We start from the raw sequence: 20,504 nt of genomic DNA on the forward strand, positions 1-20,504 counted from the left end.
TGATTTACAATCGCCGGCATGAACACACAGACACTCCCTCGCATCGCCGTGCTTGCAACGGGCGGCACGATTGCCGGACAGGCCGGCAATGCTGCTTCCACAGCCGGATATAAGGCAGGCGTCGTAGGCGTCGACAAGCTGCTCGACGCCGTGCCTGCGCTCGCTTCCGTCGCGCGAATTCATGCGGAGCAGATCGCGAGCATCGACAGCAAGGACATGAGCCTTGCGCTATGGACGACGCTCGCCGCGCGCATCAATGAACTCGCCGCGCAGGACGACATCGACGGCATCGTCGTCACGCATGGCACCGACACGCTCGAAGAAACCGCGTATCTGTTGCACTTGACCGTGAAGATTGCGAAGCCTGTCGTGCTGACGGCCGCGATGCGGCCATCGACCGCGCTATCCGCCGATGGCCCGCTCAATCTGCTCAACGCGGTCACGGTCGCGGCGTCGAAACAAGCATCGGGGCAGGGCGTGCTCGTCGCGTTCAACAACCAGATCCACAGCGCCCGCGATGTCACGAAGACGAGCACGTATGCCGTCGATGCCTTTCGCTCGCCCGAAACCGGCGTGCTCGGTTTCGTGCAGGACGGCCGCGTGGAATTCCAGCGTGCGGTGACGAAGCCGCATACGACGGCAAGCGAATTCGCGGTGGCTGAAAGCTGGCCGATGGTCGAGATCGTCGCGAGCTATGCGGGCGTTTCGCGCGTCGCGATCGATGCGCTCGTCGCGGCGGGCGTGAAGGGAATCGTCGTCGCGGGAACCGGCAATGGGTCGATGCACGAGAGCATCGCAGAAGCCGTGAGCGATGCCGTGAAGGCGGGCGTCGCGGTGGTGCGGGCATCGCGCGTCGGCTCGGGACATGTGATGCGCAACGGCGCAGCCAGCGACGATGTGCTCGGCACGGTCAGCGCGGGAACGCTGAATCCCTACAAGGCGCGCGTGCTGTTGATGCTGGCGCTATCGGCCGGCATCGAGGACGCCGCGGCGCTGCAACGCATCTTCGATACCTACTGAACGCAATCCGACGCGGACACCCGACGGCAAACCGTCTGACCGACCAAGGCTAACCCGGCGCGCCGCCGGATGCCGCTCTCGGACCTTACTTGCCGCCCTCAGCCCAGAGCGGCATTTGTCCCGCGTGCCCATACGCGGGACGCCCCACGGTTCAGGCGCGAGCCTACGCAGCAGCCTTCGCATGCTGCGGTTCGTCCGCCACCTGGAAGTTCGACATGATCTCGAGCGCGCGCACGAGCGCCGAGTGATCCCACGCTTTGCCGCCATTGGCTGCGCACACGCTGAACAACTGCTGCGCGCTCGCGGTGTGAGGCAGCGCGAGGCCCATCTTGCGCGCGCCGTCGAGCGCGAGGTTCAGGTCCTTCTGATGCAGTTCGATCCTGAAGCCGGGATTGAACGTGCGCTTCGTCATGCGCTCGCCGTGCACTTCGAGAATGCGCGACGACGCGAAGCCGCCCATGAGCGCCTTGCGCACGCGTTCCGGATCGGCGCCCGAGCGCGACGCGAAGAGCAATGCCTCCGCGACCGCTTCGATGTTCAGCGCGACGATGATCTGATTCGCCACCTTGCAGGTCTGACCCGCGCCGTTGTCGCCGATGAGCGAGATGTTCTTGCCCATCAGTTCGAAGAGCGGCTTCGCGATGTTGAACGACTTCTCCGGGCCGCCCACCATGATCGTGAGCGTCGCTTCGCGCGCGCCGACTTCGCCGCCGGACACCGGCGCATCGAGGTAATCGCAGCCGAGCGCGTTGATCTTCTTCGCGAACTCCTGCGTGTCGAGCGGGTTGATCGAGCTCATGTCGATCACGAGCTTGCCCTTCGAAAGACCCTTGGCCACGCCGTCATCGGCGAACAAGACGTTGGCGACATCGGGCGTGTCGGGCACCATCGTGATGACGATCTCGCTTGCCTGCGCGACGGCCGTCGAGTCCGCGACGACTTTCGTTTGCGCGCGGATATCGTCGGGCACCGGATACTTGCCGTTCACGACGAGCGCGTGACCGCCCTTGATGAGGTTGCGCGCCATATGCGCGCCCATGATGCCGAGGCCGATGAAACCGATCGTTGCCATACTGTGTGCTCCTCCTTTGTGTCATGGTTCAGGCAGCGGCGCGCGCCTTGTCCGTCGCGATCGAGCGCAGCCAGCCGAGCCCGGCTTCCGTGCCCGCGAGCGGCTTGTATTCGCAGCCGATCCAGCCGTCATAGCCAATCGAATCGAGCAGATCGAACAGGAACGCGTAGTTGATTTCGCCGGTGCCGGGTTCGTTGCGGCCGGGATTGTCGGCAAGCTGAATGTGCGCGATCGACGGCAGGTTCTTCCTGATCGTCGCGGCCAGCTCGCCTTCCATGCGCTGCATGTGATAGATGTCGTATTGCAGGAAGAGATTGTCGGAGCCGACCGCGCGAATCACGTCGAGTCCTTCGTGCGAACGGTTCAGCGCGAAGCCCGGAATGTCGTATGAATTGCACGGCTCGACGAGCAGACGGATGCCTTCCTGCTTCAGCGCATCGGCGGCGAAACGAAGGTTCTCGATGATCGTTTCGCGCGCCTGTTGCGCCGAGACGCCCGCCGTCGGAATGCCGACGAGGCAGTTCAGTTGCGGCACGTTCAGCGCCTTCGCGTATTCGATCGCGCGCGGGACGCCGTCGCGAAACTCGGCGACGCGATCCGGCAGACACGCGATCCCACGCTCGCCTGCTTCCCAGTTACCGGCAGGCAGGTTGTGCAAGACGATCTGCAAGCCGCTGTCCCGCACGCGCGCTTTGAGATCGCTGATCGAATACGGATACGGAAACAGGAATTCGACTGCCTCGAAGCCCGCGTTCGCCGCCGCGGCAAAGCGGTCGAGGAACGGGACTTCGTTGAAGAGCATCGTCAGATTCGCGGCGAATTTCGGCATTGTTCTTTTCCTGATGGTCGGTCAGTGGGTCGTCAGTTGATGCTTCAGTCGAGCGGCGTGACGGCGGTGGGCGCGTCGGCACGGCTCTCGGCGAGCTCTTCGAACTCGTTGATGGCGTCGATCTCGGTGCCCATCGCGATGTTGGTCACGCGTTCGAGGATCATCTCCACGACGACCGGCACCTGATGTTCGGCCGCAAGCGCCTGTGCCTGCTTCAGCGCACCGGCGATGTCCTCGGGCTTGAACACGCGCAGCGCCTTGCAACCGAGGCCTTCGGCGACCGCGACGTGGTCCACGCCGTAGCCTTCGAGTTCCGGCGCGTTGATGTTGTCGAACGCGAGTTGCACGCAGTAGTCCATGTCGAAGCCGCGCTGCGCCTGGCGAATGAGACCGAGATACGAGTTGTTCACGACGACATGCACGTACGGCAGCTTGAACTGTGCGCCGACGGCGAGTTCTTCGATCATGAACTGGAAGTCGTAATCGCCCGAGAGCGCGACGATCTTGCGCTGCGGGTCCGCCGCGCGCACGCCGAGCGCAGCAGGAATCGTCCAGCCGAGCGGGCCGGCCTGACCGCAGTTGATCCAGTTGCGCGCCTTGAACACGTGCAGAAACTGCGCACCGGCGATCTGCGAAAGACCGATCGTCGTCACAAAGCACGTGTCGCGGTCGAACGCCAGGTTCATCTCTTCGTAGACGCGCTGCGGCTTCATCGGCACGTTGTCGAAGTGCGTCTTGCGCTGCATCGTGCGCTTGCGCTGCTGGCAGTCGGCGACCCAGGCGCTCCGGTCCTTCAGCTTGCCCGCGGCTTTCCATTCCTTCGCCACTTCGACGAAGAGTTCCAGCGCCGCCTTTGCATCCGAGACGATGCCGAGATCCGGTCCGAACACGCGGCCGATTTGCGTCGGCTCGATATCGACGTGGACGAACTTGCGGCCCTTCGTGTAGACCTCGATGCTGCCCGTATGCCGGTTCGCCCAGCGATTGCCGATGCCGAGCACGAAGTCCGATGCGAGCATCGTCGCGTTGCCGTAGCGATGCGACGTCTGCAAGCCGACCATGCCGGCCATGAGCGGGTGATCGTCGGGAATGGCGCCCCACGACATCAGCGTCGGGATGACGGGCACGCCGAGCGTTTCGGCGAATTGCACGAGCAGGTCTTCGGCCGCCGCGTTCAGCACGCCACCGCCCGAGACGATGAGCGGCTTCTCGGCGTCGTTGAGCATCGCGAGCGCCTTCTCGATCTGCGCGCGTGTCGCTTTCGGCTTGTACACGGGCAGCGGCTCGTAGGTGTCGATGTCGAATTCGATTTCGGCGAGTTGCACGTCGATCGGCAGATCCACCAGCACGGGACCGGGGCGGCCCGAGCGCATCAGGTGGAAAGCCTGCTGGAACACGCGCGGCACGAGCGCCGGCTCGCGCACGGTCACCGCCCACTTCGTGACGGGCTTGGCGATGGATTCGATATCGACCGCCTGGAAATCTTCCTTGTAAAGACGCGCGCGCGGCGCCTGCCCGGTGATCGCGAGAATCGGAATCGAGTCGGCGGAAGCCGAGTAGAGGCCCGTGATCATGTCCGTGCCCGCCGGCCCCGACGTGCCGATGCATACCCCGATGTTGCCGGGCGCGGCGCGCGTATAACCTTCGGCCATGTGCGACGCGCCTTCGACATGTCGCGCGAGCACGTGGCTGATGCTGCCCGACTTCTTCATCGCCGAGTAGAACGGGTTGATCGCGGCGCCCGGCACGCCGAACGCGGTATCAATACCTTCCTTTTCCAGCACGAGGACGGCTGCGTCGACGGCTCTCATCTTGGCCATGAATGTCTCCTTCCTTCAGTCTCTTTCCGTTATCGCTGTCTGCATCGAAGCAGGGTTCCGTTGCACTTTAAGATTGTGGAAAAGGTTTGATAAGATCAGTCGGAGTCGCTTTTTCCCAAACAAAAAGTTTCGAATGACGCAGCGGCGCGGCTGGGCACAGGAGACAAGGAAATGGACCGCTTCAAGCAGATCGAGACATTCGTGCGCGTCGCGGAAGCCGGCAGCCTCGCGGCGGCCGCGCTGGAAGAGGGCGTGTCGCCGGTCATTCTCGGACGGCGCATCGACGCGCTCGAAAAGCGTCTCGGCGTCAAGCTGATGTACCGCTCGACGCGGCGGCTCGTCGTCAGCGAAGAGGGCGCGGCGTTCCTCGACCGCTGCAAGAACCTGCTCGCCGAGTGGGATCAGGCGGAGAACGAACTCGCGGCGGGGCGGCGCGCGGTCGGCGGGCATCTGATCGTGTCGGCGCCGGCGGCGTTCGGGCGCATGCACGTCGCGCCGCACGCGCCGGCGTTCCTTGCCGACAAGCCGGAATTGCAGATGTCGTTCAATCTGACCGACCGCGTCGTGGATCTGGTGCGCGAGGGCTACGATCTGTCGATTCGCATCGGCGGCACGGTCGATCCGAACTTCGTCGCGGTGAAGCTGGCGAGCAACCGGCGCGTGGTGTGCGGCACGCCCGCGTATTTCCGCAAGCACGGCAAGCCGAAATCGCTCGACGATCTGCCGAATCACAACTGCCTCGCGTTCAACCTGCAAGGCGGGCAGAACCGCGGCTGGTACTTCCGGCGCAACGGCAAGCTCGCGACCGTGCGCGTGAGCGGGAACCTCGACTGCAACGATGGGGAATTGCTGCATCGCTGGGTGTCGGAAGGACTCGGGCTCGGCTGGCGCTCGACGTGGGAGATTCAGCGGCAACTGGCGGCGGGCGAACTGGAAACCGTGCTGGACGAGTACGAGCTGCCCGACTACGACATCCTCGCCGTCTACCCGCAACAACGCTACGTGCCGGCGCGCGTGCGCTACTTCATTGATTACCTGAAAGAAATCTACGCGCAGCCCGGTTATTGGAGCCGCGCGCTCGAGCCGCCCGGCGAAACGCATCGGCAGCGGAGCGCGGGCGCGCTAAATGATTGAAAAAGCGGCGAAAGTCAGTCGGAAAACTCCGGTTTGGCTTGCCGTCCGACCGCCAAACGGTATATACTCGCTGGCTTCTCACTTGCCGCACCGGTCCGACGCCCGGGCGGCTTATATCCAAAAGGAGTGAATATGCGTCATTACGAAATCGTCTTTATCGTGCATCCCGATCAAAGCGAGCAAGTGCCCGCGATGATCGAGCGTTACAAGAGCACGATCACGTCGCACGGTGGCCAGATCCACCGTATCGAGGACTGGGGCCGCCGCCAACTGGCCTACATGATCGAGAAACTCGCGAAGGCTCACTACGTCTGCATGAACATCGAATGCGACCAGGCGACGCTCGAAGAACTGGAACACGCGTTCAAGTTCAACGACGCCGTTCTGCGCCACCTCATCGTCAAGATGAAGAAGGCCGAAACCGGCCCGTCGCCGATGATGAAGGAAGTGCAGCGCGAAGAAGCCAAGAAGGCGGCCAGCCAGCCGTCCGAAGCGCAGGCTTAAGGACAGTTCAACACTGTCAAGCCACCAGGGAACCGAAACTCACTCGTGAACCGGCTGCAACTGACAGCGAGCGTCGTGGAACGCGAACCGGTGCGATACACGCCCGCAGGCATTCCGATCGCAAGCTGCACGTTGCAACACGCGGCAGAAGTCGTCGAAGCGGGCATCGCCCGAAAGATCGAACTGACACTGCCCGCAGTCGCTGCCGGAGAAGCGAGCGGCAGGCTGGAAAGCTGTCCGATGGGCGTCGAAACGCGCTTCACGGGCTTTCTGGCGAAGAAAGGCCGTAACTCACGAACCCTGGTGTTTCACATCACAGAATTGCAGGACATTGGAAAGGACTGAACATGCCCCGCCCGACTGGTAAGAAATTCGACAAGCGTCGTCAGCAACAAAACCCGCTCTTCAAGCGCAAGAAGTTCTGCCGCTTCACGGCAGCCGGCGTCGAGTACATCGACTACAAGGACACGGAAACGCTGAAGGACTTCATCGGCGAAAACGGCAAGATCACGCCGGCTCGTCTGACTGGCACGAAGGCGCACTATCAGCGCCAGCTCGACACGGCGATCAAGCGCGCGCGTTTCCTCGCGCTCCTGCCGTACACCGACCTGCACAAGGCCTAATCAGACGACGCATAAGGAATAGCCAAAAATGCAAATCATTCTTTTGGAAAAGGTCGTCAACCTGGGCAACCTGGGCGACATCGTCAAGGTCAAGGACGGCTACGCACGTAACTTCCTGATCCCCGGCAAGAAGGCTCGCCGCGCGACCAAGGACGCGATCGCCGAATTCGAAGTTCGCCGCGCCGAACTCGAAAAGAACGCCGCTGAAAAGCTGGCTGCAGCGCAAGCTCAAGGCGACAAGCTGAACGGCTTCACGGTTCAGATCTCGCAGAAAGCGGGCGTCGACGGCCGTCTGTTCGGTTCGGTCACGAACGCGGACATCGCCGAAGCACTGAAGTCGCAAGGCTTCGCGGAAGTGGAAAAGGCGCAAGTGCGTCTGCCGCAAGGCCCGCTGAAGATGGTCGGCGACCATCCGGTTCAAGTGGCGCTGCACACGGACGTCGTGGTCGACGTCACGGTGTCGGTGCTCGGCGAACACGCCTAAGTTTTACGCGAGGCTTCGGCTTCGCGAGCAGTAAGAAAGGGCAGGAACCTTCGCGGGTTCCTGCCTTTTTTGTTTGTCCGATCAATACACCGCATGGCCGATTTCGTCGATAATTCCACCCCATGAACGCACCGTCCAAAGATCCGCAACTCGACGCGCTGAAGGTTCCGCCGCACTCGATCGAAGCCGAACAATCGGTAATCGGCGGCTTGCTGCTGGATAACGCGGCATGGGACCGCATCGCCGACGTGATGTCGCAGAGCGACTTCTATCGCTACGACCATCGCATCATCTACGAGCACATCGGCAAGTTGATCGCCGCGACGCGGCCGGCCGACGTGATCACCGTCTACGAATCCCTCACGATGGCCGGAAAGGCCGAGGAAGTGGGCGGTCTCGCGTATTTGAACGCGCTCGCGCAGAACACACCGAGCGCGGCGAATATCCGCCGCTATGCGGAAATCGTGCGCGACCGCGCGGTGCTGCGCCGTCTCGTGTCCGTGGCGGATGAAATCTCCGCCGACGCGTTCAATCCGCAAGGCAAGGAAGTCCGGCAAATTCTGGACGAAGCCGAAGCGCGGGTGTTCTCGATCGCCGAGGACGGCGCGCGCGGCACGCAAGGCTTTCTCGAAATCGGACCGCTGCTGACGCAGGTCGTCGAGCGCATCGATACGCTTTACCACACCGCCAACCCGAGCGACGTGACCGGCACGCCGACTGGCTTCGTCGATCTCGACCGCATGACCTCCGGCATGCACGGCGGCGAACTGATTATCGTGGCGGGGCGCCCGTCGATGGGTAAGACGGCGTTCTCGATGAACATCGGCGAATACGTAGCCGTGGAGTACGGCTTGCCCGTTGCCGTGTTCTCGATGGAAATGCCCGGCACGCAGTTGACCATGCGTATGCTCGGTTCGGTCGGCCGGCTCGACCAGCACCGCATGCGCACGGGCCGACTCACCGACGAAGACTGGCCGAAGCTCACGCATGCCGTGCAGAAAATGAGCGAGGCGCAGCTTTTCATCGACGAGACCGGTGGTCTCAATCCGATGGAACTGCGCTCGCGGGCGCGGCGCCTGTCGCGCCAGTGCGGCAAGCTCGGGCTGATCATCGTCGACTATTTGCAGCTGATGTCAGGCTCCGGCGGCGGCGAGAACCGCGCGACCGAAATCTCGGAAATCTCGCGTTCGCTGAAGGGGCTCGCGAAGGAACTCGACGTGCCGGTGATCGCGCTGTCGCAGCTCAATCGCGGTCTCGAGCAGCGTCCGAACAAGCGGCCGATCATGTCGGACCTGCGCGAATCCGGCGCTATCGAGCAGGACGCGGACGTGATCCTCTTCATCTACCGCGACGAGGTGTATAACCCTGACAGTCCGGACAAAGGCACCGCGGAAATCATCATCGGCAAGCAGCGTAACGGTCCCATCGGACCGGTTCGCCTGACGTTCCACGGCCAATACACGAAGTTCGACAACTTCGCCGGCGTTCAGAGCTTCTACGGCGGCGAATAGCCTCGTTCGCGCAAGACTGTCAAGCCTTCGATCAGAGCCCCATGCACGCGGCGTCCGAGCGCGGTGCGCGGGGTGCTGGGCGCAGGTACAATATGTCGGTTTGATGTCAGCCTCATTGACCCATCTATCGGGACTTTCATGTTCGGTCGTTTCATGCCCACCGAGGGCAAATTCTTCGAGATTTTTAACGCGCACGCGAAATGCATGGTCGATGCAAGCCGCGAGCTCGAACTGCTGATCGACAACCTCGACGAAGCCGAGGTTCACAAGCAGAACGTCCAGACCAACGAAAAGCGTGCCGACAAGCTCACGCACGAAACCATCGATCTGCTGCACAAGACGTTCATCACGCCGCTCGACCGCGACGAAATCCACAAGCTCATCACGACGATGGACGACATCCTCGACCTGATGGAAGACGTCGCCACGGCCATTTCGCTGTACGACGTGCGCGCGGTGACGTCGGAAGCGAGCCAGCTCGCGCACATCTGCACGGCGACGTGTCTGCGCGTGCAGCAGGCCGTGAGTTTGCTCGAAGACATGAAACGCGCGAGCGAGATTCTCAAGATCTGCGAAGAAATCGACCGCCTGGAGTCGGATGCGGACCGCGTGCTGCGCTCGGCCATGTCGAAGCTCTTCCGCGAAGAAGACGACGTGAAGACGCTCATCAAGCTCAAGGCGATATACGAGCTTCTGGAGACGATCACCGACAAGTGCGAGGATGTCGCGAACATCATCGAAGGCATCGTGCTGGAAAACGCCTGATCATGCCGCCCGAGCCCGTTCGCGCAGGACTCATCGGATGCGGCGGGCGATGACGACACAGACCGGCCGTCAGTACAGCGCCGGTCAATACCACACCAACTGATGCATTCGATTCAACTCGCTATCTGGGCAGTCGCTACGCTCGTCATGGTCGCACTCGTGTTCGACTTCATGAACGGCTTTCACGACGCCGCCAACTCCATCGCGACGGTCGTTTCGACCGGCGTGCTGAAGCCGCAGCAAGCCGTCGCGTTCGCGGCCGCATTCAACGTCATCGCGTATTTCATCTTCCACCTGAAGGTCGCCGCGACGGTCGGCAGGGGCACGATCGACCCGGACATCGTCGATCACTACGTCATCTTCGGCGCGCTCGTGGGCGCGATCGGCTGGAACATCGTCACGTGGGTGTACGGCATTCCGTCGAGCTCGTCGCATGCGCTGATCGGCGGGCTCGTCGGCGCGGCGCTTGCGAAGTCGGGCTGGGGCTCGCTCAACTGGGACGGGCTCCTGAAGACGGTCGCGTTCATCTTCATCTCGCCGCTGCTCGGCTTCGTGCTCGGCTCGTTCTTCATGCTGCTGGTGTCGTGGCTGTATTTCCGCACGCCGCCGTCGAAAGTGGACCGGCGCTTCCGGCGCCTGCAATTGCTTTCGGCCGGGCTGTATTCGCTCGGGCACGGCGGCAACGACGCGCAGAAGACCATCGGCATCATCTGGATGCTGCTGATCGCAACCGGCTACGCTTCCGTAGGCTCGGACGCGCCGCCGATCTGGGTCATCGGGCTGTGTTATCTGTCGATGGGGCTCGGCACGCTGTTCGGCGGATGGCGCATCGTGCGGACGATGGGCCAGAAGATCACGAAGCTCAAGCCCGTCGGCGGCTTCTGCGCGGAGACGGGCGGGGCGATCACGCTCTTCGTCGCGTCGTTCCTCGGCATTCCGGTTTCCACGACGCACACCATCACCGGCGCGATCGTCGGCGTCGGCGCGACGCAGAAGTTCAGCGCGGTGCGCTGGGGCGTCGCGGGCAATATCGTTTGGGCGTGGATTTTGACGATCCCGGCTTCCTCGGCGCTCGCCGCGGCGGGCTGGTGGCTCGGACACCGCTTCCTGTAAGCAGTCAGCTTGGCCCGCGGCCCGCGTCAGAAAGCGGGCCGCGGCGCATCAGATGATCGGCGACGACACGCCGTCCATCGGGATGATCGCGCCCGACACATAACTTGCGCGGCGGCTCGCCAGAAAGAGGGCGACGTCGGCGATTTCCTCCGGTTTCGCGTAACGCCCGAGCGGCACCTTGGCCTGACTTTCGGCGAGCACCTGATCGCGCGTGACGCCTTGTCGTTGCGCCTCCAGTTGCAGCGCTTCCTCGACGCGTTCGGTGAGCGTCGCGCCCGGATTGATCGCGTTGATGCGGATGCCGAGCTTCGCGTAGTGATGCGCGAGTCCGACTGTGTTGAGCATCAGCGCCGCGTTGGCCGCGCCGCCCGCTATATGAATGTCCGTCGCGATCTTGCCGCCCATGCCCACGATATTGACGATCGCGCCCGGCTCCGCGCCGGGATCGTTGCGCAGGCGCTCGGCCATGCGCTTGAGGACGACTTGTTGCGGATAGACGTACGAGAAGTACTTCGCGTCCATCGCGGCCTTGTAGGCGGCGGCGTCGAGCGTATCGGGGTCGTAGCGGCGGGCAGCGCCTGCGCTGTTGATCAGAATATCGATGGGACCGAGCGCGGCGCTTGCTTCTTCGACCACGTCTTCCGCGCTATGCGCCTCGTGCAGATCGGCACGCGCGAGGTGGACGTGATGACCGTCGGCCGCGAGTTGTTCGCGCGCACGGGCGAGATTCGCGGCATCGCGCGAGACGATGGCGACTTTCGCGCCTTCGCTCGCGAACGCCTTCGCGCACGCAAAGCCGATTCCCTTGCTGCCGCCCGTGATCAACACGACCTTGCCGGCCAGTCCCAGATCCATGATCTTGCGCTCCTATCGGTTCTTTGCTGTCGCTGTCGAGGAAGTATCGGACACGATAGCAGAGCAGGCCGCGGGTGTCGCATTGCGCGGCTTGCGTCGCGTCAGTCGGCGCCTGTTGCGAACCGGGCGATGGGGTCGTCGTTCGATGCGGCGCGCGGCGGAGTAAGCGAGCCCGTCGACGCCCGCATCGCGCGCACGGGCGGTTCGGCGGGCTGCGACGCCATGGCCGCTTGCGCTTGCTGGCGGGCGGCGCGTGAGAGTGGCGGCGGAGGCTCGTAGGCATCGGCGGCGGCCTGAATCGGGTCGGGTGCCTGGCTCGCGGAGGTGGTTGTTCTTCTGCTGGCTGTCTGCGACTGGCGCTGCGCGGCGCTCAACGATGCGGGCGGTGGTTCGTATGGGTCAGCGCCGGCGGCAGGCGTTTGACGGGCGTAGGCCGAAGCCGCTGCAGACGATTGACGCTGTGCGGCGCTTAACGATGCGGGCGGCGGTTCGAAGGCATCGGCGCTAGCTGACGCTGCGGGCGTTCGACGCGCGTAAGCCGAAGCCGCTGCAGACGACTGTCGCTGCGCGGCGCTTAACGATGCGGGCGGCGGTTCGAACGCGTCCGCGCTGGCGGCTGCGGTACGCGTTTGACGCGCGTAAGCCGAAGCCGCAGCCGACGATTGCCGCTGCGCCGCGCTCAACGAAGCGGGCGGCGGTTCGAACGCATCGGCGCTTGCGGTCGCTGTGGGCGTTTGACGTGCGTAAGCCGAAGCCGCAGCAGACGACTGCCGGTGCGCAGCGCTCAACGATGCGGGCGGCGGTTCGAACGCATCGGTGCCGGCGGCTGCGCCAGGCGTTCCACGCGCGTAAGCCGAAGCCGCAGCAGACGATTGCCGCTGCGCGGCGCTCAACGTTGCGGGCGGTGGCTCAGTCGCGTCTGTACCGGCGGCTGCGCCAGGCGTACCACGCGCATAAGCCGAAGCCACAGCCGACGACTGCCGCTGCGCAGCGCTCAACGACGCTGGCGGCGGCTCGAACGGGTCCGCGCCGGCGGTTGCCGCCGGCTTCTGGCGGGCATAGGCCGAGGCGACCGAAGCCCCGGCCGTCGTCGCTGAGACAGGCGCCCGGCTCGCATAAGCCGAAGCCGTAGACGTTTGCAGCTGCGCCGCGCCGATCGATGTCGACGGTCGCTCGACGGCAGCGACGCTGGCGGTTGCCGGCATCGGCTGACGCGCATACGCCGGCTCCCCAGAATCCGCGCCGCGCCCCGCCACATACGTCGGCGCATCGAACGGGGTCGGCGCCGTCTTCGGCGGCGCGACGCGGCGAATGCCGTCGAACCGCTTCGCCCAATAAGGATTCGTCAGGTAATCGAGCCGCACGGTGCCGCCCGTCGACGGCGCATTCACGAAACGCAGCTTGCCGACATAAATGCCGACGTGCGAATGCGGTCGCCCGGTCGTGTTGAAGAAGATCAGATCGCCGGGCGCGACTTCGTCCGGCTCGATGGATTCTCCGCGCCCGCTCATTTCGGCGGTCGTGCGCGGCAGAGTCACGGACGCGGCGCGATCGACCACATAGCGCACGAGCCCGCTGCAATCGAAGCCCGCCTCCGGCGTATTGCCGCCCCAGCGGTACGGCACGCCGACGAGCGACATCGCCTGAATGGAGATCTCCTCGCGCCCGACGCTGTGGTCGACGAAGTTCGGGAAGCCCGACGGCGGCTTATACGCGCGCGGCGTCGTGCTCGCCGAAACCGCGGGCTTGTGCGCCGCCTGTTGCGGCGCGCTTCCGCACGCGGCAAGCAGGACGGACACGAGAAGCGGTAGCCAGATTCGACGCATTGAAGCCGAGCGAGCGCGCTCGCCGAAGAGAAGACAGTCCGCCGATACTAGCCCGCCGCACGGCCGTGCGGCAAGACATCGTGAGGTTCCACTTTAACTTTGTGCGATAAGTGTTGCGAGAGCGGAACGCGCGGACAAGAAAAAGCCCGGCGGATAACTCCGCCGGGCCGTCTCATCCAACTGCGCGTGCTTTACAGAATGTCGGAAGCGTAGTCCGCGAGCCGCGAACGCTCGCCGCGCGCGAGCGTCACATGGCCGCTGTGCGTCCAGCCCTTGAAGCGGTCGACGACGTAAGTCAGCCCCGAACTGCCCTCAGTCAGATACGGCGTGTCGATCTGCGCGATGTTGCCGAGGCACACGATCTTCGTACCCGGACCGGCGCGCGTGACGAGCGTTTTCATCTGCTTGGGCGTCAGGTTCTGCGCCTCGTCGATGATCACGTATTTATCGACGAACGTGCGCCCGCGCATGAAGTTCATGCTCTTGACCTTTAGCCGCGAGCGGATCAATTCCTGCGTGGCTGCGCGGCCCCATTCGCCGGCGGCATCGTCGGTTTTCTGGAGGACTTCGAGGTTGTCGTCGAAGGCGCCCATCCACGGCTGCATCTTCTCTTCCTCGGTGCCCGGCAAAAAGCCGATGTCCTCGCCGACCGGCACCGTCGCGCGCGTCACGATGATTTCGTTGTAGCGCTTGTCGTCGAGCACTTGCGCGAGGCCGGCGGCGAGCGCCATCAGCGTCTTGCCGGTGCCCGCCTGACCGAGCAGCGTGACGAAATCGACTTCCGGATTCATCAAGAGATTTAGCGCGAAGTTCTGCTCGCGATTACGCGCCGTGATGCCCCACACATTGTTCTTGTGATGCCCGTAGTCGCGCAGCGTCTGAAGCAGCGCCGTCTTGCCGTTGAGTTCGCGCACGACCGCGTGGAACGACGGCTCGCCGTTCTGCGGCTCCAGATAGACGAATTCGTTGACGAGCATGGAAGGGCAGAGCGGCCCGGTCACGCGGTAATACGTGGTGCCGGTCTTGGTGTCCTGCCAGCTTTCCATGCCCTTCGCGTGCTTCGTCCAGAAATCCTGGGGCAGCGCGCGCACGCCGGAATAGAGCAGGTCCTTGTCTTCCAGCACCTGATCGTTGAAGTAGTCCTCGGCGGGCAGGCCGAGCGCGTGCGCCTTGATGCGCATGTTGATGTCTTTCGACACCAGCACGACCTGCCGATCCGGCCGCTCCTTCTGAAGCGCGCGCACGACGCCGAGAATCTGGTTGTCCGCCTTGCCGATAGGCAGGCCTTCGACCGGCTCGATATCGGTCAGCGTCGTCTGGAAATACAGGCGGCCGAGCGCGTCGCGGTTGCCCTGCGCGGCAAGCGGAATGCCCTCCGACATCTGGCCCGCGTGCGCGACGAGCGCGTCGAGCGTGCGGCTCACCTGACGGGCATTGCGCGCCACTTCCGACATGCCCTTCTTGTGGTTGTCGAGCTCTTCCAACGTCATCATCGGCAGATAGACGTCGTGTTCCTCAAAGCGGAAAAGCGAGCTCGGGTCGTGCATCAGCACGTTGGTGTCGAGCACGAAGAGCTTGCGCAGTTCTTCCTCGACCGCGCCGCGCTGGCGGCGCTTGTTCTGCGTGCGCGCGTCCTTGGCGGGCGCGGCGCTCGGAGCCGGCGTCGTGGCGGGCGCGTCCGCGCGGGCCTCGCGCTTGACGGGACGGGCTTCCTCGCTTGTCTCTTCCTCTTTCTGGCGAGCGGCCGGCACCGGTTGCAGCAGGGCGGCAGTTTGCTTCGTGCGACGGCCGCGCGCGGCGGGTGCAACCGGCGCGGCAGCGGCGGGCGTCTCGGCGGATGCGTCTTGCGGCGCCTGCGCGAGCACGTCACTGGCGATGGAGCGCAGCGTGGTGGCCGCATTCGCAGCTGCGGGACGCTCGGCGGCGACGGTCTCGACCGAGCCGATGGCGTCGTCGTCGCTCGCCGCAGCCTGTTTTTTCGGCTGCTTCGAAGGCCGGGCTTTGGCCTTGTACTCTTCGGCCGGAAGGAGATGGCCGAGCTTGGCCGGGGCGGTAGGCAAAGGCATGGTGTTCCCTCGAAAGGAATCGGGTCGTGTATCGTGCGCCGCCTGTCGCATCCTGCTCGTCCGCCCGTAAGCTACGTGTGCCGCAGTTTGCGCCCGGTGGCGCGCTTCGTTGTCGAAAACGCCGGTTCGCCTAGGTTTCGATCTGCTCCTTGAGGTTGTGTCGCGCCCACGACAAAAGCGATAAAGCGCGCGACACCAATAAAAAAGCCGCCGTTCCGGCTACCGGAACCAGCGGCTGACTTCTCTTTCAGAGCGCCTGCGCCGTGCCCGTTCCACATAGCCCGGGTCCATGCCGACCGCGCCAAACGGCATGCGGCGGCTCGCGCAAAGGCTTGAGGAATGGGGTGGACAGGCGCTCATTGCGAATCAATATAACGTGCCTCAAATGGCTTGTACAGCCTCGACGATGGCCTCCACGTGCCCCGGCACCTTGATGCCGCGAAACTCGCGCCGCAGCACGCCGTCGGCGTCGAGCAGAAAGGTCGAGCGCTCGATGCCGCGCACTTCCTTGCCGTACATCTTCTTCATCTTGATGACGTCGAACAGCGAGCAAATGGCTTCGTCGGCGTCGGAGACGAGCGTGTAGGGCAGTTCCAGCTTGGCCTTGAAGTTGTCGTGCGACTTCACGCTGTCACGCGAGATGCCGACGATTTCCGCGCCGGCCGCCTTGAACTGGTCGTAGTGGTCGCGAAATTGCAGACTCTCCGTGGTGCAGCCCGGCGTGTTGTCCTTCGGATAGAAGAAGAGCACGACTTTCTGGCCGCGCAGGCTGGAAAGCGTGAACTCGCCGCCCGTGGCGGGCGCGGTGAAGTCGGGAACGGGCTGGTCGACTGCGACTGGCACGAAGGTTTCTCCTGTTGTTGTCTTGTGTTCGCTGTGTATCGCCGAGGCAGAACGGCGTCTCAGCCCGGCTGCAAGATCAGCTCGCCTGCGCGGCCCGGGATCTCGCCCCACGTCACCGGATAAGACGGCAAGCTCGCGCGGTCGAGCGTCGCATGATAGTCGCCCATCGTGGCGAAGCTGTGTCCCTGCGCGCGCCAGCCCGCGAGCAGCTGCTCGAATACCGGCGCGAGCTTCTGGCCTTCGAGTTCGGCGTGCAGCGTGAACACCTGATCGTGCGGATTATTCGCGGTATGACGCAAGACGTGCGCCGCGACGTTGCTCTCGTCGACGCCGTTCACGCCGAGCACTTCGTCGAGCGTGGGCAGCGTGGTCGGCATCTGGATGTGCGCGAGCGTGCGGCCATCGAGCACCGGAATGTACGGCGTGTGTCCGCGGCCGTCGGAGGCATAGCGCATGCCCCAGGCGTCGATCTGCTCGAACGCGTAGCCGTTCATCTGCCAGCCGGCCGCGCCGTGCGTCACGGGCGGCGCGCCGAAAATCTCGACGAAGCGCGCGTGACTTTGCTGCATCTGCCCGACGGTCCACGCGCGGTCGCGCGAGCGCACGTTGTCCTGCCAGTAGACGTGATCCCACGTATGGATGCCGCACTCGAAGCCGGCTTCGTGGATCGCGCGCATCTCCGACACCGCGCGCCGGCCGATGTCCGGCCCCGGCAGCAGCACGCCGTACATCAGCGTTTTGATGCCGTAGTGCTCGACCACCGACGTGCGCGACACCTTTTGCAGAAAGCCGGGCCGGAACACGCGGCGCAGCGCCCAGCCCGTGTGATCCGGGCCGAGGCTGAAGAGGAACGTCGCGCGGGCGTTGTACTTGTCGAGCAGGCGCCCGAGGTTCGGCACGCCTTCGCGCGTGCCGCGCAGCGTATCGACGTCGATCTTGAGGACGATGCGGGCCACGCTGCTTTCTTACGCCTGTTCGACGAGCTTACGGGCTTCGCCCACGTGTCCGCGATACGCCTCGAAAATCTTGCGCAGCGCGTCGTCCATCGTGGCCTGCGGCGCCCAACCGAGCTCCTGCATGGTGTTGTCGATCTTCGGCACGCGGTTTTGCACGTCCTGATAGCCCGTGCCGTAGTACGCGCCCGACGACGTTTCCACGAGTTGCACCTGCTTGGCCGTGTCAGCGTATTCCGGGAACTCGCCCGCGAGCGCGAGCATCTTGTTCGCCAGTTCGCGCACCGAGAAGTTGTTCTTCGGATTGCCGATGTTATAAATCTTGCCCGTCGCCACGCCGTCCTTGTTCTCGATGATCTTCATCAGCGCGCCGATGCCGTCGTCAATATCGGTGAACGCGCGCTTTTGCGCGCCGCCGTCCACGAGACTGATGTTCTCGCCACGCACGATATGGCCGAGGAACTGCGTCACCACGCGCGACGAACCTTCCTTCGGCGTGTAAATGGAGTCGAGGCCCGGGCCGATCCAGTTGAACGGGCGGAAGAGGGTGAAGTTGAGCCCCTCCATGCCGTAGCCCCAGATCACGCGGTCCATCAGCTGCTTCGAGCACGCGTAGATCCAGCGCGGCTTGTTGATGGGACCGTAGGAGAGCACCGAATTTTCCGGATCGAACTGCTCGTCGGTGCACATGCCGTACACCTCGGACGTCGACGGAAACACGAGATGCTTGCCGTACTTCACGGCCGAACGCACGATCGGCAGGTTCGCCTCGAAGTCCAGTTCGAACACGCGCAGCGGCTGCTTTACATATGTCGCGGGCGTGGCGATGGCAACCAGCGGAAGGATCACGTCGCACTTCTTCACGTGATATTCGACCCACTCCTTGTTGATGGTGATGTCGCCTTCGAAGAAATGCATCCGCTCGTGATTCGCGAGGTCGCCCAGACGATCGGTTTGCATGTCCATCCCGAAGACTTCCCAGTCGGTGGTTTCGAGGATGCGCTTGGACAGGTGATGGCCGATGAAGCCGTTGACGCCCAGGATGAGAACTTTTTTCATGAATGACGAGAGGATTGAATGAGTCGGCCGAATTCGGCGGAATCGACGGCGCGTTCTTCGCCCAAAGGTTGCGACGCGCTGTCGAGCAGCCGGTGACGCAGCTCGTACACGGCTATCACGCGGCCATCGCCGCAGACGCCAAACAGCGCATTATCCGTCACCGTCAGGCCCGGCGGCAAACTGGCCATCGCCGTGAGCCGCGCGGGGGGCATGCCGGGCGCGCCGGTCGGCGGCACGAGCCGCGCGCGCGCGACGATGAAGCGATGCTCGCCGATATCGGTGAAGGCGCCCGGATAAGGCGGCGCGACCGCGCGAATCAGGTTGTAGACGCGCTCTCCCGGCTGCGTCCAGTCGATGCGGCCGTCTTCCGGCTTGCGCCCGCCGTAGTAGCTGCCGGCGGCGAGATCGTTCGGCAGATGCGGCGCTTCGCCGGCGAGCAGGGCGGGCAGCACGCGCCAGAGCGTCTGCTCGGCGGCGACCACGGTTTTATCGAAGACCTGCGCGGCGGTGTCGTCCGGGAGGATCGGCACGGGCGTCTGGGCGAGGATCGCGCCGGCGTCGGGCTTTTCGGCCATTTCGTGCAGCGTCGCGCCGGTTTCGGTCTCGCCGTTGAGCACCGCCCAGTTCGTCGGCACGCGGCCGCGATACTTCGGCAAGAGCGAGCCGTGCATGTTGTACGCGCCGCGCTTCGCAAGCGCGAGCAGCGCGACGGGCAGCATGTGCCGGTAATAGAACGAGAAGATGAAATCGGGCGCGGCTTTCGCCACGGCTTCGTGCACGTCGGGCGCTTTGGGATCGGCGGGCGTGATGACTTCGATGCCGCGCTCCGCCGCGACCTGCGCGACGCTGCCGAACCAGATGTTCTCGCTCGCGCTGTCCTCGTGGGTGACGACGAGCGCGACGTCCACGCCGCGCGCGAGCAGCACTTGCAGACAGCGCACGCCGACGTTGTGATACGCGAAGACGACGGCGCGCGGCTTCATCGGCCCGGTTCCTCGCGGCCGATCACGGCAGCGGCGACCGGCTGCACGGGTTCCTGCATCGGCTTGCTCGCGATGGAGAGCCCGTCGCGCTGTTCGAGAATCGTCTGCACGAGATAACGCGGACGCGCGCGCACCTGCTGATAGATGCGGCCGATGTATTCGCCGAGCAACCCGAGCGCGAAGATGATCACGCCGAGCATGAAGAACGTGATGGCGAAGAGCGTGAACACACCCTGAACTTCCGCGCCGAACATGAAGCGGCGAATCAAGAGCAGCACAAACAGGCCCGCGGAGCCGACCGACAGAATCACGCCGATGAACGACAGCCATTGCAGCGGCACCACCGAAAAGCCGGTGACGAGGTCGAAGTTCAGGCGGATCAGGCTATAGAGCGAGTACTTCGATTCGCCCGCGAAGCGTTCCTCGTGCGCGACGTCCACTTCGATCGGATTCTGCGCGAACGTGTACGCGAGCGCCGGAATAAACGTGTTGATCTCGCCGCATCGGTTGATCGTGTCGATGATGTGGCGGCTGTACGCGCGCAGCATGCAGCCCTGGTCGGTCATGCGAATCTTCGTGATGCGCTCGCGCAGGCGGTTCATCGCGCGCGAAGCCTTCTTGCGCCACAGGCTGTCCTGCCGCTGCTGGCGAATGGTGCCGACGTAGTCGTAGCCCTCGCGCATCTTGGCGACGAGCTTGCCGATTTCCTCCGGCGGATTCTGCAGATCGGCGTCGAGCGTCACGACGATCTCGCCGCGCGACTGCTCGAAGCCCGCGAGAATCGCCATGTGCTGGCCGTAGTTGCCGTTGAGCAGAATGACGCGCGTGGTGTCGGGGCGCGCGTGGAACTGCTGCGCGAGAAGCGCGGCCGATTTGTCGCGGCTGCCGTCGTTGATGAAGATGACTTCATACGACGCGCCGAGCGCATCCAGTGCCGGGTACAGACGCTCGAACAGGGCGGCGAGACCGTCCTCCTCGTTGTACACCGGGATGATGACCGAGACCTCGGGCGAACTCGCCGGAAAATCGGTATGACTCATGTGG

General features: G+C 64.0%; 19 protein-coding genes and 1 pseudogene. 9 read left to right on the forward strand and 11 right to left on the reverse strand.

Annotated elements, in window-relative coordinates; translation table 11 throughout:
• The first annotated feature begins 18 nt into the window (after positions 1 to 18).
• A complete protein-coding gene (locus LDZ24_RS06375; RefSeq protein ID WP_248322166.1) occupies positions 19 to 1,020 on the forward strand; it encodes an asparaginase in 1,002 nt (333 codons plus the stop codon).
• Between the two features lie 163 nt (positions 1,021 to 1,183).
• On the opposite strand, the gene LDZ24_RS06380 is transcribed toward LDZ24_RS06375, so the two are convergent.
• Genes LDZ24_RS06380 through gcl form a run of 3 tightly spaced genes read right to left on the reverse strand, consistent with a single transcriptional unit; the run spans position 1,184 to position 4,741 of the window.
• Positions 1,184 to 2,092 carry a 2-hydroxy-3-oxopropionate reductase gene (locus tag LDZ24_RS06380; RefSeq protein ID WP_248322167.1) on the reverse strand — a complete coding sequence of 303 codons (909 nt, stop codon included), beginning with the start codon at positions 2,090 to 2,092 and terminating at the stop codon, positions 1,184 to 1,186.
• 28 nt (positions 2,093 to 2,120) lie between these two features.
• On the reverse strand, positions 2,121 to 2,921 hold the full coding sequence (gene hyi, locus LDZ24_RS06385) for a hydroxypyruvate isomerase (protein WP_248322168.1): 801 nt from the start codon (positions 2,919 to 2,921) through the stop codon (positions 2,121 to 2,123).
• A 44-nt stretch (positions 2,922 to 2,965) separates the two neighbouring features.
• On the reverse strand, positions 2,966 to 4,741 hold the full coding sequence (gene gcl / locus LDZ24_RS06390; protein WP_248322169.1) for a glyoxylate carboligase: 1,776 nt from the start codon (positions 4,739 to 4,741) through the stop codon (positions 2,966 to 2,968).
• Positions 4,742 to 4,912: 171 nt separating this feature from the next.
• Between gcl and LDZ24_RS06395 the strand changes: the two genes are divergently transcribed.
• From LDZ24_RS06395 to LDZ24_RS06430, 8 genes are all read left to right on the forward strand, one after another.
• Positions 4,913 to 5,875, forward strand: a complete 963-nt coding sequence (locus LDZ24_RS06395; RefSeq protein WP_248322170.1) for a LysR family transcriptional regulator — start codon at positions 4,913 to 4,915, stop codon at positions 5,873 to 5,875.
• Between the two features lie 132 nt (positions 5,876 to 6,007).
• Positions 6,008 to 6,379 (forward strand): 30S ribosomal protein S6, encoded by a 372-nt coding sequence (gene rpsF / locus LDZ24_RS06400; protein WP_061117413.1) that lies wholly within the window; start codon positions 6,008 to 6,010, stop codon positions 6,377 to 6,379.
• 45 nt (positions 6,380 to 6,424) lie between these two features.
• Complete coding sequence (gene priB / locus LDZ24_RS06405; RefSeq protein WP_159836079.1) at positions 6,425 to 6,724, forward strand: primosomal replication protein N; 300 nt, start codon at positions 6,425 to 6,427, stop codon at positions 6,722 to 6,724.
• 2 nt (positions 6,725 to 6,726) lie between these two features.
• Positions 6,727 to 7,002 (forward strand): 30S ribosomal protein S18, encoded by a 276-nt coding sequence (gene rpsR / locus LDZ24_RS06410; protein WP_007000150.1) that lies wholly within the window; start codon positions 6,727 to 6,729, stop codon positions 7,000 to 7,002.
• A 28-nt stretch (positions 7,003 to 7,030) separates the two neighbouring features.
• Complete coding sequence (gene rplI, locus LDZ24_RS06415; RefSeq protein WP_175940240.1) at positions 7,031 to 7,486, forward strand: 50S ribosomal protein L9; 456 nt, start codon at positions 7,031 to 7,033, stop codon at positions 7,484 to 7,486.
• Positions 7,487 to 7,608: 122 nt separating this feature from the next.
• Positions 7,609 to 8,997, forward strand: a complete 1,389-nt coding sequence (locus LDZ24_RS06420; protein WP_175940241.1) for a replicative DNA helicase — start codon at positions 7,609 to 7,611, stop codon at positions 8,995 to 8,997.
• Positions 8,998 to 9,135: 138 nt separating this feature from the next.
• Positions 9,136 to 9,762 carry a DUF47 domain-containing protein gene (locus LDZ24_RS06425; protein WP_175940242.1) on the forward strand — a complete coding sequence of 209 codons (627 nt, stop codon included), beginning with the start codon at positions 9,136 to 9,138 and terminating at the stop codon, positions 9,760 to 9,762.
• A 102-nt stretch (positions 9,763 to 9,864) separates the two neighbouring features.
• Positions 9,865 to 10,875 carry an inorganic phosphate transporter gene (locus LDZ24_RS06430; RefSeq protein WP_175940243.1) on the forward strand — a complete coding sequence of 337 codons (1,011 nt, stop codon included), beginning with the start codon at positions 9,865 to 9,867 and terminating at the stop codon, positions 10,873 to 10,875.
• Positions 10,876 to 10,923: 48 nt separating this feature from the next.
• Here LDZ24_RS06430 and LDZ24_RS06435 read toward each other — a convergent pair whose 3' ends face one another.
• The 8 genes and pseudogenes from LDZ24_RS06435 to LDZ24_RS06470 all read right to left on the reverse strand — a co-directional run bounded on the left by LDZ24_RS06435 (position 10,924) and on the right by LDZ24_RS06470 (position 20,500).
• On the reverse strand, positions 10,924 to 11,730 hold the full coding sequence (locus LDZ24_RS06435) for an SDR family oxidoreductase (RefSeq protein WP_248322171.1): 807 nt from the start codon (positions 11,728 to 11,730) through the stop codon (positions 10,924 to 10,926).
• 764 nt (positions 11,731 to 12,494) lie between these two features.
• Positions 12,495 to 13,556 (reverse strand): annotated as a pseudogene (locus tag LDZ24_RS06440) (NlpC/P60 family protein); the annotation flags it as partial.
• A 191-nt stretch (positions 13,557 to 13,747) separates the two neighbouring features.
• Entirely contained in the window at positions 13,748 to 15,622 is a 1,875-nt protein-coding gene (locus LDZ24_RS06445) for a PhoH family protein (RefSeq protein WP_248322172.1), read from the reverse strand.
• A 381-nt stretch (positions 15,623 to 16,003) separates the two neighbouring features.
• Entirely contained in the window at positions 16,004 to 16,465 is a 462-nt protein-coding gene (locus LDZ24_RS06450) for a peroxiredoxin (RefSeq protein ID WP_206468091.1), read from the reverse strand.
• Positions 16,466 to 16,524: 59 nt separating this feature from the next.
• Positions 16,525 to 17,421 carry a polysaccharide deacetylase family protein gene (locus LDZ24_RS06455; RefSeq protein ID WP_248322173.1) on the reverse strand — a complete coding sequence of 299 codons (897 nt, stop codon included), beginning with the start codon at positions 17,419 to 17,421 and terminating at the stop codon, positions 16,525 to 16,527.
• Between the two features lie 9 nt (positions 17,422 to 17,430).
• Positions 17,431 to 18,477, reverse strand: a complete 1,047-nt coding sequence (locus LDZ24_RS06460; protein ID WP_206468093.1) for a bifunctional UDP-4-keto-pentose/UDP-xylose synthase — start codon at positions 18,475 to 18,477, stop codon at positions 17,431 to 17,433.
• Positions 18,474 to 19,460, reverse strand: coding sequence for a formyltransferase (locus tag LDZ24_RS06465; RefSeq protein ID WP_248322174.1), 987 nt, complete (start codon positions 19,458 to 19,460; stop codon positions 18,474 to 18,476). Before LDZ24_RS06465 ends, LDZ24_RS06460 begins: the two co-directional genes overlap by 4 nt.
• Positions 19,457 to 20,500 (reverse strand): glycosyltransferase, encoded by a 1,044-nt coding sequence (locus LDZ24_RS06470; protein WP_248322175.1) that lies wholly within the window; start codon positions 20,498 to 20,500, stop codon positions 19,457 to 19,459. The genes LDZ24_RS06465 and LDZ24_RS06470 overlap by 4 nt, the downstream gene beginning before the upstream one ends.
• Between the last annotated feature and the right edge of the window lie 4 nt (positions 20,501 to 20,504).

Source organism: Caballeronia sp. Sq4a (assembly GCF_023170545.1).
Lineage (GTDB): Bacteria > Pseudomonadota > Gammaproteobacteria > Burkholderiales > Burkholderiaceae > Caballeronia.

Coding starts and splice junctions, on each gene's coding strand:
- rpsR (WP_007000150.1), top strand. CDS start 6,727: ATGCCCCGCCCGACTGGTAAGAAATTCGACAAGCGTCGTCAGCAACAA.
- LDZ24_RS06425 (WP_175940242.1), top strand. CDS start 9,136: ATGTTCGGTCGTTTCATGCCCACCGAGGGCAAATTCTTCGAGATTTTT.
- hyi (WP_248322168.1), bottom strand. CDS start 2,921: ATGCCGAAATTCGCCGCGAATCTGACGATGCTCTTCAACGAAGTCCCG.
- LDZ24_RS06465 (WP_248322174.1), bottom strand. CDS start 19,460: ATGAAGCCGCGCGCCGTCGTCTTCGCGTATCACAACGTCGGCGTGCGC.
- LDZ24_RS06470 (WP_248322175.1), bottom strand. CDS start 20,500: ATGAGTCATACCGATTTTCCGGCGAGTTCGCCCGAGGTCTCGGTCATC.
- rpsF (WP_061117413.1), top strand. CDS start 6,008: ATGCGTCATTACGAAATCGTCTTTATCGTGCATCCCGATCAAAGCGAG.
- LDZ24_RS06445 (WP_248322172.1), bottom strand. CDS start 15,622: ATGCCTTTGCCTACCGCCCCGGCCAAGCTCGGCCATCTCCTTCCGGCC.
- gcl (WP_248322169.1), bottom strand. CDS start 4,741: ATGGCCAAGATGAGAGCCGTCGACGCAGCCGTCCTCGTGCTGGAAAAG.
- LDZ24_RS06420 (WP_175940241.1), top strand. CDS start 7,609: ATGAACGCACCGTCCAAAGATCCGCAACTCGACGCGCTGAAGGTTCCG.
- LDZ24_RS06375 (WP_248322166.1), top strand. CDS start 19: ATGAACACACAGACACTCCCTCGCATCGCCGTGCTTGCAACGGGCGGC.
- LDZ24_RS06395 (WP_248322170.1), top strand. CDS start 4,913: ATGGACCGCTTCAAGCAGATCGAGACATTCGTGCGCGTCGCGGAAGCC.
- rplI (WP_175940240.1), top strand. CDS start 7,031: ATGCAAATCATTCTTTTGGAAAAGGTCGTCAACCTGGGCAACCTGGGC.
- LDZ24_RS06435 (WP_248322171.1), bottom strand. CDS start 11,730: ATGGATCTGGGACTGGCCGGCAAGGTCGTGTTGATCACGGGCGGCAGC.
- LDZ24_RS06460 (WP_206468093.1), bottom strand. CDS start 18,477: ATGAAAAAAGTTCTCATCCTGGGCGTCAACGGCTTCATCGGCCATCAC.
- LDZ24_RS06380 (WP_248322167.1), bottom strand. CDS start 2,092: ATGGCAACGATCGGTTTCATCGGCCTCGGCATCATGGGCGCGCATATG.
- LDZ24_RS06430 (WP_175940243.1), top strand. CDS start 9,865: ATGCATTCGATTCAACTCGCTATCTGGGCAGTCGCTACGCTCGTCATG.